The organism is Roseimaritima multifibrata (genome assembly GCF_007741495.1).
In the GTDB taxonomy this organism is placed as follows: Bacteria; Planctomycetota; Planctomycetia; order Pirellulales; family Pirellulaceae; genus Roseimaritima; species Roseimaritima multifibrata.
In genome coordinates this window covers 491,021-502,608 of record NZ_CP036262.1, presented here as the reverse complement: position 1 = coordinate 502,608, position 11,588 = coordinate 491,021, and the positions used below count along the sequence as shown (strand labels likewise).

9 protein-coding genes are annotated in these 11,588 nt (G+C 53.1%); 5 read left to right on the top strand and 4 right to left on the bottom strand.

From position 1 onward, the window contains the following. The first annotated feature begins 295 nt into the window (after nucleotides 1–295). The 3 genes from FF011L_RS01985 to FF011L_RS01975 all read left to right on the top strand — a co-directional run bounded on the left by FF011L_RS01985 (nucleotide 296) and on the right by FF011L_RS01975 (nucleotide 5,421). Nucleotides 296–2,572: a hypothetical protein gene (locus tag FF011L_RS01985; protein ID WP_145349787.1), complete on the top strand. Its 2,277-nt coding sequence runs from the start codon at nucleotides 296–298 to the stop codon at nucleotides 2,570–2,572. Further along, nucleotides 2,569–4,251, top strand: coding sequence for an Hsp70 family protein (locus FF011L_RS01980; RefSeq protein ID WP_145349785.1), 1,683 nt, complete (start codon nucleotides 2,569–2,571; stop codon nucleotides 4,249–4,251). The genes FF011L_RS01985 and FF011L_RS01980 overlap by 4 nt, the downstream gene beginning before the upstream one ends. Nucleotides 4,252–4,638: 387 nt before the next feature. After that, a complete protein-coding gene (locus FF011L_RS01975) occupies nucleotides 4,639–5,421 on the top strand; it encodes a hypothetical protein (protein WP_145349783.1) in 783 nt (260 codons plus the stop codon). A 245-nt stretch (nucleotides 5,422–5,666) separates the two neighbouring features. Here FF011L_RS01975 and FF011L_RS26095 read toward each other — a convergent pair whose 3' ends face one another. Beyond that, on the bottom strand, nucleotides 5,667–5,984 hold the full coding sequence (locus tag FF011L_RS26095) for a BRCT domain-containing protein (protein WP_218932954.1): 318 nt from the start codon (nucleotides 5,982–5,984) through the stop codon (nucleotides 5,667–5,669). Nucleotides 5,985–6,088: 104 nt separating this feature from the next. Here FF011L_RS26095 and FF011L_RS01965 point away from each other — a divergent pair, with 104 nt between their 5' ends. Next, the gene (locus FF011L_RS01965) at nucleotides 6,089–7,390 is read left to right on the top strand and encodes a hypothetical protein (RefSeq protein WP_145349781.1); all 1,302 of its coding nucleotides are present in this window, start codon (nucleotides 6,089–6,091) and stop codon (nucleotides 7,388–7,390) included. 912 nt (nucleotides 7,391–8,302) lie between these two features. Here FF011L_RS01965 and FF011L_RS01960 read toward each other — a convergent pair. The 3 genes from FF011L_RS01960 to FF011L_RS01950 form a co-directional block, all read right to left on the bottom strand. Further along, a complete protein-coding gene (locus FF011L_RS01960; protein WP_145349779.1) occupies nucleotides 8,303–8,686 on the bottom strand; it encodes a hypothetical protein in 384 nt (127 codons plus the stop codon). A gap of 187 nt (nucleotides 8,687–8,873) precedes the next feature. Then, nucleotides 8,874–9,218, bottom strand: a complete 345-nt coding sequence (locus FF011L_RS01955) for a hypothetical protein (protein ID WP_145349777.1) — start codon at nucleotides 9,216–9,218, stop codon at nucleotides 8,874–8,876. 153 nt (nucleotides 9,219–9,371) lie between these two features. After that, nucleotides 9,372–9,755, bottom strand: a complete 384-nt coding sequence (locus tag FF011L_RS01950) for a hypothetical protein (RefSeq protein WP_145349775.1) — start codon at nucleotides 9,753–9,755, stop codon at nucleotides 9,372–9,374. A gap of 607 nt (nucleotides 9,756–10,362) precedes the next feature. Between FF011L_RS01950 and FF011L_RS01945 the strand changes: the two genes are divergently transcribed. Then, nucleotides 10,363–10,749: a hypothetical protein gene (locus FF011L_RS01945; RefSeq protein ID WP_145349773.1), complete on the top strand. Its 387-nt coding sequence runs from the start codon at nucleotides 10,363–10,365 to the stop codon at nucleotides 10,747–10,749. Nucleotides 10,750–11,588 lie beyond the last annotated feature (839 nt).

Here is an 11,588-nt window from a genome sequence, read left to right as displayed (position 1 = left end):
CTCGTTGCATCGCGAGAAACGACTTTTGCAGTGAGTACGAAGAGAGAAATCGACCCGCCTGAAGTTTATGGCAAGAAAATGGGGGCAAGAAAATGAGCTTTTAGGTTTATGGCGGACGCGAAGGCGGGATGGTCGACCGGGAAATCAGTTGAATCGCGGCCCTTCGTAGGTCACCGTTTGAATCGCCGTGTTACAATTTTACCTATCCTACACCTACCACTCGCAATCGGTACAATTGCCAGGATCACGTTGGCAGGTAAATGTTGCTGAAAAACGTTTGATTTCGAAACTCGGCATGCCCACGTCTTGGAGGCTGCTAAACGGTCGGTTCTCGCTAATGAACAATGCTTACGAAGGCTATCACAAACTACTGGGGATCTCCCCACGCGATCAACCTCCGACGGCGTACCGGCTACTTGGGATCGATCTTTTTGAAAGCGACCGCGAGGTGATCGACGCGGCAGCAAATAAGCAAATGGGGTATTTGCAAAGTTGCTGCAACGGGAAGCATGCTGCCGTAGCAGAGGGACTGCTCAACGAGGTCTCCGAGGCTCGGTTGCGCTTGCTGTCGCCGGCGTCCAAGACTCAATACGATCTTGAACTTCGTAAAGCGATTGAGCAACAGTCGCCGGATGCTGCCAATCAACCGGTCGTCGATTCGTCGATTGCAAAGACCGTTCCGCAACGTCTTCCTACGCCATCGCCGATCGTGTCTGAAACGGTCGCTCCGGGACCTGTTATTCGCGCGAAGGCCCGAGACCCGAAAAAACGCTCAAACCATTTGCGTTGGATACTCCCTGTGTTTGTCCCCGGCCTAGTGAGCATATTGGTCGCGTGGCAAATCGGATTGATCGACTTCGGCGGAAGTTCAAAAGAAGTGTCGCAGAAAAAGGCTGTCACTTCAGCTAAATCTCCTTCGTTAAATTCGGAACGCAGCTTACCTCAACCCGTACCCGCGCGCGCGATGGATCCGCCTGCGAGAGCCAACTCCATCGCGACGACCGGTCAACCTGACGGCAAAGATGCTGATGCGCCGCCGTTTTCCCCAAACCCAAATTCAGCTCCAGCTTCAAATTCCGGTTCGCCTACAAATGGCAATACCGTCGCGAACTCAAGTTCGAGCACTGCCGATGACTCAATGGCACCATCGGAGGACCAAAAGCGACTCGATTCATTTCGCGAGATGAGCCTGGAAGCGTACGAATCGGGACGTGACGGCAACAGCTCGCAAGCCGCTTATCAGTCGAATGGGCAACGATTACCAGTACCGGAAAACGAACTCAAATCAGCAGACCGCTCGCTGCAGGAAACACTCGCGTCGCAAATTCGTGATGCGAAGTCGCCTCATGACAAACAGCACCTTGCAACCGTTTGTTATGAACTGGCCATGCAGGCCAATAGCGCAGGCAAAACATACGTTCTATTGCAAATGGCTCAGGACTATTTCGTCGAGGGGAATGACTGCCTGGGAGCCTTGCGGGCATGCGATGAGCGGGAATCACGCTTTGAAGTCGACTTGTTTTCCGATCGGATCGCGATGGTGAAAAAACTTGTCCCAGCGATGTACCGACCGCTCGATCAAGTCGCTGGAGTGGACCGTGTCGAGGCGATGATCGAGAAAGCAATCCAGCGAGAAGAGTACGATGCCGCGATCGACTTGAGCGAGGTTGCCAGAAAAATCGCGGTAGAACTTAAGAACATTCCGATGTCGCGGAAGTTCGCGATGCAAATGGACAAGGCAAGCCTATTGCAGAAAGTCCAGCCGAAAGTGGAGCAGTGTCGCTTGGAATTGCAACTGGATGCTGATGACGCGGTCATCAACGAATACCTCGGTCGCGTTCTATGTTTTGGAAAATCGGACTGGGCCGAGGGCCTTCCGTTAATGCAGCGAGGCGAAAACGCAAAGCTCGTGGAACTGGCGACGCTCGAGCTAAAATCTCCAACGACGGGCGAGGCGATGGAAGAACTGGCGGCTCGCTGGTGGGATCTTGCCATGCTGTCCGAGAACGACGCGATACTGACGAGTGCTAGCCAAGAGCGAGCCGTCCACTGGTATCGTCGATCCATTGCGGCTGGTTTGAGCGGGGAAGCCCGAACCGCAGCTCGCTCGCGTTTGGACCAGTATGAATCCGAGCACGGTGATGAAATTGCCGCCTCCGTGGCGCCAAACGTGGATCTGCGAGAACCAAAACCGCCACGGGGCGTGCCACCTAATGCGATTTATTTCAACGGGAACTGGTATCTGTTTTCGGAAAAAAAGGTTCGATTCAAAAATGCGGTCGCCGCGGCCAGCAAGGCGGGCGGCCGATTGGTCGTCGTTCGCAGCCAAGCGGAACATGATTTTTTGGTAGAACATTCGCGCCGTCCACTGATGCTGGGAATGCTGCGTCGTGGCGGCGTCTGGTATGACTCGCTCGGTGAGAAACAGTATTTTTTCTTATGGGACAGACGCAATCGCCAGCCGGAAGAGGTTTCGAAAGAAATCGTCACTGCGATCAATGACCGGACCAAATTGTGGCATGACTGGGGCGACTCCAAACTGTACTTCGCGATCGAGTGGGGCAAAGAATGAGCAATGACTTATCCGGCCAACGACCTAGTCGCGGCTCGCCCCGACCCGACAAAACGGCTGCGATTGGAATCGACCTGGGGACCACGTTCAGTTGTGTCGCGCAGGTCGATGGCAGGGGCGTCCCAAGAACACTACCCAACGCCGACGGTGACCCGACGACACCGAGCGTGGTGTTGTTTGAAACGAACGGTTTTGTTGTCGGAAAGGAAGCATTAAAAGCGGCGATCGTTTCACCGGAGATGATCGCGCGATGCGTCAAACGCGAAATGGGCAATCCGCTTTTTTCGAAGTCGTTTGACGGCGAAAGCTATCCGCCGGAAGTCATCCAATCGCTCGTTCTGGAAAAACTGAAAGCGGACGCGGAACTGAAGACTGGACCGGTTCAGAATGCCGTCATCACGGTACCAGCTTACTTCAGCGAACCGAAACGACGGGCAACACAAGACGCTGGACGACTCGCCGGCTTGAATGTGCTGGATATCATTAACGAACCAACCGCAGCGGCGATCGCTTTCGGGGTCGAACAGGGCTTCCTGGACCAACAGGCCGCATCGAAGAACGGCGAAACGGTTCTCGTTTACGACTTAGGCGGCGGTACGTTTGACGTTTCGGTCGTGCGTATCGAGGCCAACCGGTTTCGAGTCATCGCGACCGATGGTGACTTTCAACTGGGCGGTGTCGACTTCGACCAAAAGGTCGTTTCACATCTTTCGGATGCGTTCCACAGCAAGTACTTAATCGATCCCAGCACAGACGCTCAAGGTGAACAACGATTGTTGCGTGAAGCCGAAGACGCAAAGCGATCACTATCAACTCGTGATGTGGTCACAATCCACTTTGAACACGCCGGTCACGCACTCAGCCTTCCACTGAAACGCCGTGCCTTTAACCAGATGACAGCCAGCATTATTGAACGGACGCGTTTTACAACGTCAAAGGTGATTCGGGATGCAGGGCTGAAGTGGACTGACCTGACTCGCATCCTATTGGTCGGCGGGGCGACCCGGATGCCGGCAGTCCTCGAAATGCTGGAAACGGAAAGCGGGATGCGAGTCGACCGCAGCCTAGCGGCGGATGAAGCGATTGCTCACGGAGCGGCGATCTATGCAAACCTGCTATCGCAAGGCAACGGCAATGGGCTGGACGTGGAAGTGACGAACGTGAACTCTCACAACCTTGGCGTTCTCGGCCTGGAGAAAGCAACCGGGCTAAGCCGTACGAAAGTGCTAGTGCCGCAGAACACAGCTCTGCCGGCGACGCACGGGGCGGCGTTCACGACCGCAAAAGACAACCAACGATCGGTGGCGGTGAAAGTGGTCGAAGGGGGTGACGCGAGCGGGAACCACTCAACGTCGATCGGGACGTGTGTGATTCGCGACTTGCCACATGGGTTGCCGGCCGGCACTCAAGTGAACGTGATTTTCAAATACGAAAACAACGGGCGACTGAAAGTCCGGGCATCGATCCCCAGCACCGGTCAAAAAGCAAAGATGGAGATCGATCGTGTTTCGGCGGTGACCGACAGCAAACTTGACGACTGGAGCGAGAAGATCCGCAGTCGAGGCCGTCCCGCTTCAAGCGAAACCGATACGCCAACCGGTGAAGTGGAGACTTCAGATGAGCAGGATCTGGACAGCAAATTTAACGACATTTTCGATCTCGACGATTTTTTGAATTGAGCCAAGCTTCATCCAAACCAAATCGACCAGCCGGGAATTTTGGGCAAGAAAATGGGGGCAAGAAAATGAGTGGGATCGAAGGAGCGGCAGGCGTGATCGCACCTCTTTCATGTCATGCTGGGACGTTTTTTTCAGCACAGAGCAGGGGGATCCGACAGCAAGCACCTAATCCACTCCAGGACTGCGCCGTAGCCGCGTCGCTCGGGACGTGAAATCTATTGGTGACGCATACCAGGCTGCCCACGCTTTGGCGAGCGCAGCTGCGTGACTACCGTAGCGTACCGGTCGGATTTGGAACAAATATCATAGAAACACCACCTCAACATTCTCCAGCAACCGAATCTGTTCCCATACATCAAAAGACCGCTCACCATACAGCTAACAGCGATGACCGCCAAAACAATTTTGATTTTTATCGCGGTAGGGATCATTTGCGTAGTCGGCGATTTAGCACTTCAATCGATTAACATCATTCACTATCCGACCACAAACGGCGGTGCAATTTCGGTGAACAAGAAGCGTTCCGAAGTTTTCGCGTGGTACTCTTCGGATAAGTGCGAAACGGCTCCGCTTCAAATTGGCTTTGATCCTTACGGGTCCTTAAACCGTTCCACGTATCGACTGTACCGCTCCAGTGACGAACGCTTTGCTTATTTAGTACAGCCAAGTCATGCCACGTCTGTATTCCCCGCTGCTGCCTCTCAGGACAGTTGGGCCAATTCAATCGTCGCAGAGCAACTGCGTTTTCGTGTCGATCTGCCTTCCTGCCAAGCGATTTCAACGCGGCAAGTATCGGCGAGGCAAGACTTGGTGGATGAGATAGCAACCGACGATGCGGATGTTGCAATTAACGGCATCACCTGGGTGGTTCTTTACCGCACGCTCGACGCCGATGCCGTCGAGGGACTGCTGTTATTGCCAAACTTGACTTCACTAACAATTGGACTTCAGAATGTTCCGAGTCAGGGCATTGAAGGTTTGCAAAAAATAAGAACCTTGCGGCGACTTGACTTGTCACGGTCGCTTGTTCATACGGATTCGCGAAGCATTCTAAAAAAGTTGACTCAGCTTGACGTCTTGCAAATTAATAGGGACCAAAATGCGAAGCTCCGCGCGTTGGCAGGAGGTTCCACGTTCCCTTTTTCAACAGAAGTCAGGAGCCCGGATTAGCTCCATTGATGCGAGGGGGCATGTGGATGGGCATCCTAGAGGCACGACTTCATAAAGCCGGTTTGAACACGGAAATCAAACTCAGATCCCATCTTTGACGAACTGCAAGTGCAACGGCACCGAAAGAGGATGCGGGCCCTGCGACGCGATGGTCGCGCTCGCCGGTAGCCCTTGCGGGTCACCAGAAAATGCGTTTTCGATGCGCCGAATCAGTCAGTCTCGCAAGCGATTCCCTGGTGACGAACTCATGAAACATCTGCTACCGCGTCCCAGTAATCATTCTCATGAACGATCAGAAGAGGAATTCCTTTTTTGCGCAATTCAACCGCAGCTTCAACCTTACGACCATAGCATGCGAATGCCCAGCATGGATTCCCTTCCGCTCCAACAACAAGGTAGTTCAGTTTTTGAGTCACGCGAGGTGAAAACACACCACCTAACCCAGCAAGCTGTTCTTCAATCGCTTGTCGTGAAGAATTCTTCGATTTGCTTTGAAGCAGCCCCCCCCTCGCCTTCTGACCAGGTAAGATCGGGCGATACTGTGTCGCCGACAGTTCGTGCATCGCAATGATTTTCAGTGCGTTCCCCCTCGGTCGCGATGCGTTTCTAGCAGGCAAAGGGCAACGACATGGCAACCGCGACTTGCCTCTTCACTTCGGAATGACAGATGAATAACAGTCCTGGGCAATCGCCTCGGTTTCAATGGCGGTTTTTCCTTTCTTGCTTATGCGTGGCCATTGCCTGCGTAGATCCGATGCATGCTGTTGCGGCAGGCGGTAGTGATGATCTGCGCGAACGATTCCGAAGCAAAGAAGCTTTGATCGACCAGCGGGTAAAGATAGGCACTGTTTCACCAGCGGGTAAGGCTGTGTGGTCCCGGCTATCTGCTGAAGCAGAGCAAAGTGGAAAGCTGTTGAGCTTGCGAGCATTCGCCAACTTTTTGATTGAGGGACAGTTTCAGCTAGTGAGGTCCGACTACACGCACCTAGAGTCACTGTACCGCTCGCTCCAAAAGCCTGCAGCGGAATGGGAGGACACCATCGCTTCCCATACTGCCAGGGGCGGAGCGGTTATCCCCGCAGAGTATTCATACAATGTTGCTTTCAGTAAATACCCGTCAACAATGCATGTCCAGACATTCCAGGATGGCAAGCATTGCGCCGTAAAGACGACAAAATTAGTTGACGACATCGCTACAGAACACGCTATTATGGCTACGGATGGAAAGCGGTTAATGCGTTTTTCCCGAGAAGGATCCCGATGTGATGAACCTATCGAGATCCCGTCCGAGACATGGAAAGCGGATATAACTCCCTTGCAGGGCTTCTACGAGGTAATCAGAAAGGACGATCCACTTTCGCTCTATTTCCCAGAATCGTTTCACTCGTCATACAACCTCGAAGGCACTGTTCCGCAGGTTTCTTCCCAGATCTGGGAAGCGCGGGACACGGTAAATGGACAAGCGGCATTTCTTTGTGGCTCACCGCTGGAATACGTAGCGTACAGCATAGAGACCGGAGATTTATTGGCATACTCAATCGGCGAATACCAACTTGCTGATGGAAATATTGAGCTTGGAAATTCAGCTCGGCAAAACAGTGTCGTATTTTCGTCGCATGAACACTTTGAAAAGGTCGGCCGACTTCCGGCTAAGACCACCGTCACCATTGGCCGTTCCTTAACTACAGTTCATTTACTAGAGATCGATCAAGCAAACGCAACGAACAGCAGCCTAGTGGAAGAGATGATCCCCGAAAACGCCTACGTATTGGACAGAATCAACGGAACTAGGTATCTCAAACATGAAAACCAAGAGAGGGAATCGGCTTCGAGCGGCGTAGGGAAGTTGCTGATCTTGGGCAATCTTGCTCTCCTGGGCATTGCCCTGCTCGCCTTTCGCTTTTTTGGACGGGCGAGGAAAAGGGGTCAGGAGCCGTTTCGAATGGGAAAGATCGATTCTAGGACTTAAAAACAGGTTTTAACGACTGCAGTCGCGGCAAGGCATTCGACATGAACGGGACGACTTCCTTGAATTTGTACAAGTTGGTAATCGGCTTTGCCTTGCTCGGCTCTAGCCTGTAGGCCTCCCGATCTACAGAGCCATCTTGAATACACCGTCTACTAAACCTGCTCGTTGCATCGCGAGAAACGATTCTTTCTAGTTCCGGACTTGCGTTCCGCGGGCCCACCCGAAGTGCAACACAAGGTCTGATTGTGAAATCGGACAGGGCGCTTGGTAACGTGAATTCCAAACCAAACGGTTTTAGTCGACGGAATCTATCGACTCGGAATGACGCGTAACCTTGGCTGATGGGAACACACCGGTGCCGGGCGAACACGCGGAAGTTTGTCAGAGCAGACAGCCCCCATTGAAAACGGGTCTTTACGACAGCGGGTCGCATCAAAGGGGTCAGGCCTCTTTGTTTTGCTGCAATGACTTTAAAGGCTGCGTGATTGGCTAGATCACCGTGCGGTGACGAAGCCGGCGGGCTATCTCCCGCGCTGAACCGTACAGCCATGCGATTGCCGATCCTCGAGAGGAAACTCTACTGCTACCAACAGATTCCGAACAACTACCATCTAGTGCTGCGACCACTTGTCGATGGCGAAATAGGCGACTCTTGAACTAGGGCGAACGAGCCTCTTACGTAAGCAGCACTCATTGCGGTTTGTTTGTTGGCACAGCGGGGAAGGCTCCTGGGCGACGCTGGTTGGTTGGACACCATCGTCAGACGCCTCAAACTTGAATCGACGATGCAACCCCGAAGAAGATCAAGGGACCGGTTCACCAAGCAAGAACAAAACGAAGAGGCCTGACCCCTTAGATTCAAAACGGACGGCTTCCGCCGCTCGCGTGCATTGGCTTATTCGCCGACCTTCGTTACTGTTCTGGACTAGTTTCCGAATCTCGGCTCTCAGCATCACCAAAGTCATTTGGAAGTAGAGATACCACGTCGATTGCATGTGCAGCGATAGCCCGCTGTATCCCACGTTCCGCGTCAATAACGACAAAATCAGGACCGACCTCTATGATTTTTTGCGGAAAGAAATCCGCCCCGCTCTCCTGAAGACGCTTTAAGTACCGCTCGTTGAAGATGAACAGCTCATACCCGCCAGAGGGTGCAGTCTCGAGTCTGACGTGCTGTCCAACCGCCAAACGCGATAGCAAGGGGGCGTTACCAGCCCGATCGTTCGCACTAAACGCTGTTGCACCAAAAATGGCGAGTCCAGCACACAATGTGAAAAGCAACATCAGTTGTCTCATGTCAATTGTCCAAATGAAGGAAGACCGCACTAGAATTGGCGAACGCTACGGATCACGTGGCCGCCGCGAACGACTCACCACTTCAGTAAATTTAAATCGGCAACTCACTTGCATCCGATAGTTCGCCGACGGGATAGGCGGCGTCCACTATCGCCAGTGAGACTCAACTATCCGACACCGTCTGGCGTTACCGGTCACTTTTTTCAATGTGTTCGATGTAATGGTCAGCATCTTCTCTCGAGTTGAAGACCTGCAGAAGACGTACATCCTTTAACGGAATCCAGCAATCACAGATAACCGTTGGATCAGTGTGTTGCATCGGCACGACAATGAAATCAGTACGACCGACTGACTCAAAGCGGGCGTTTCCATGCACGCCGTAGTTTACGCCAGGTTGCGAAACCAGAACGCACTTTCCAGTAAGAGGTGAGCCGCTGGTTGTAGTTGTAGTCGTAGTTGCCGCAAGTGACGCGAAGCTACCAATTGCAACGAGCGAGATCAGCAGAGGAAAAACGTATTTTTTCGTGTTCACGGGAACTCTTCAGCTAGTGTAGATCGTAAATTATGCTGGCATCATTGGCGAACGTTACCGATCAACCGGCGGCGACGGTAGATCAACAATTTCAGAACGCCCGACTTCGCTGCTCGGCTGCATCGTGTGATTACCCGACGCCTTCTTTTGCGATTATCGCCGAAAAAGCATTGAGAGCCAATTGGGTTTTGGGCCCATGCCACCATATGTTTTCTTCCAGTGATCTCGAATTGACGGCAAAAAGCAACCAAGAAATGCCAACATGATTGTTTTGTCACAAACCGATTTTTCCGCACAAAAGAGCGTGGATGTGCCGTGGTAGTGCGTGTCAAGCAAGAATTTACAGTCGCAAAATACAACCACGACCTGCCACCCATCATCCGTCTGCGTCGAGCCAGCAACGGCAGCCTCACTCAAGCGTTCGAGATGCTCTACCGTTGGTTGGAAATTTAGCTCTGGATATAAGTTGAAGAAATCTAGGTAAATCACGCCCTGATCACGGATCTCGTCTCGGTCTTGTTCAAAGAAGTAAGGCATGATTTTAGTCGGATATCGATACGGATCACGTGGTCGCCGCGAACGACTTACCACTTCAATAAGCTCGACTCGGTGGCTCAAGTGCATCCGCTGGGTACGCCCGTCATGGGCGTGATAGTTTTGGGGTGAAAGTCCCCTGTACGAGACTGGCAACTTTCGGGTGTCAGTATACCAAATGATCGACCACGAAAGAGAAGTACTAGACGAGGACAACTGCGGAAGAGCGACCGACCGTGGCGAGGAAGCCTGCGACCGTGTGCGTAAACGCCGGGTTTGTTTGTCGCCCCCCGGACACGGTCTCGTCAAAGCTGCGAGGCTACGAACAGAAACGTCATACAAGGCCGGTTCGGTCAGGCGAGCACGCCCATCCGTGCGAAGCCGTCCCCAGTCGATCGCTCAGGTAAATGGCGAACTTGTGCAGCGATACATCACGCTCTTATCCGGGGAACTCTGCACAGCCTGGTCGAGGCTTGGCGTCGGCTCCGATCAGTAGGGCTTGCCCGAAACAACGGAACGCGGCGGCGAAAGCCACCGTGGGCGGTGTAGAACTCAACAGAGGTCATAGTACTGAATTTCCGATCCCAACGGAAACAGGAAGGACCGAACGATGAAGAACAAGGAGGAGCCATCGGCCCACTCACGGCGAGGGACCCCCTCGGTGCAAGTTGATCTGTATTTTCCAGACAACGCTGGCACCGAGACCACCGGTTCACCATCCCGACCGGGAGATACCGCCGCGACGCGGGCCGAGCAGCCAGCCTTGAGCCACTCACCAGAGTCGCTGATGCAGCACGTGGTCGCCGACGCCAATTTCGAAGCCGCTTGGAAGAACGTGAAGCGAAACCGCGGAGCCCCTGGCCCCGACGGAATCACGATCGCGGAATTCCCGGACTGGCTTCGTCCTCGTTGGCAGTCGACTGCGAGGAAAAGGGGTCAGGCGAGGAAAAGGGGTCAGGAGCCGTTTCGAATGGGAAAGATCGATTCTAGGACTTAAAAACAGGTTTTAACGACTGCAGTCGCGGCAAGGCATTCGACATGAACGGGACGACTTCCTTGAATTTGTACAAGTTGGTAATCGGCTTTGCCTTGCTCGGCTCTAGCCTGTAGATCTCCCGATCTACAGAGCCATCCTGAATACACCGTCCACGAAACCTTCTCGTTGCATCGCGAGAAACGACCATTTCCAGTTCCGGACTTGCGTTCAGCAGGCCCATCCGAAGTGCAACACAAGGTCTGATTGTGAAATCGGACAGGGCGCTTGGTAATGTGAATTCTAAACCAAACGGTTTTAGTCGACGGAACCTATCGACTCGGAATGACGCGTAAACTTGGCTGATGGGAACACACCGGTGCCGGGCGAACATGCGGAAGTTTGCCAGAGCAGACGCCCCCATCGAAAACGGGTCTTTACGACAGCGGAACACTCGCTGCTTTGGGAACGCAGCGAAAAATTGACCAGCCGGGTATTTTGGGCAAGAAAATGGGGGCAAGAAGATGAGTGGGATCGAAGAAGAGGCAGGCGTTAAGGCTGCGAGAGATGCGTTGGCATTGCCATCAATCCACAAAAAAACCCTAGCCAAATCGTGTTTGACTAGGGTTTTTATTAGTACACCCAGTAGGGCTCGAACCTACGACCCGCGGATTAAGAGGCATCATCTCGACGTGTTGCAAACCCTGCAGCGACAACGGTTTTGGTGCGTGAATCGAGGAGTTTAAGCGAAATAGCAGGTGAGTGCAAATACCTGTGTTTAGCGTCAATTCTGCTGGGTACAGTGCCTGATTTCGGGTACATACCCAATACAGTTTTTATGTAACCGTACACCAGAACCGTTG

Excerpts from the sequence above, each read along its gene's own strand:
- FF011L_RS01985 (WP_145349787.1), top strand. The coding sequence starts at position 296 with ATGCCCACGTCTTGGAGGCTGCTAAACGGTCGGTTCTCGCTAATGAAC.
- FF011L_RS01980 (WP_145349785.1), top strand. The coding sequence starts at position 2,569 with ATGAGCAATGACTTATCCGGCCAACGACCTAGTCGCGGCTCGCCCCGA.
- FF011L_RS01975 (WP_145349783.1), top strand. The coding sequence starts at position 4,639 with ATGACCGCCAAAACAATTTTGATTTTTATCGCGGTAGGGATCATTTGC.
- FF011L_RS26095 (WP_218932954.1), bottom strand. The coding sequence starts at position 5,984 with ATGCACGAACTGTCGGCGACACAGTATCGCCCGATCTTACCTGGTCAG.
- FF011L_RS01965 (WP_145349781.1), top strand. The coding sequence starts at position 6,089 with ATGAATAACAGTCCTGGGCAATCGCCTCGGTTTCAATGGCGGTTTTTC.
- FF011L_RS01960 (WP_145349779.1), bottom strand. The coding sequence starts at position 8,686 with ATGAGACAACTGATGTTGCTTTTCACATTGTGTGCTGGACTCGCCATT.
- FF011L_RS01950 (WP_145349775.1), bottom strand. The coding sequence starts at position 9,755 with ATGCCTTACTTCTTTGAACAAGACCGAGACGAGATCCGTGATCAGGGC.
- FF011L_RS01945 (WP_145349773.1), top strand. The coding sequence starts at position 10,363 with ATGAAGAACAAGGAGGAGCCATCGGCCCACTCACGGCGAGGGACCCCC.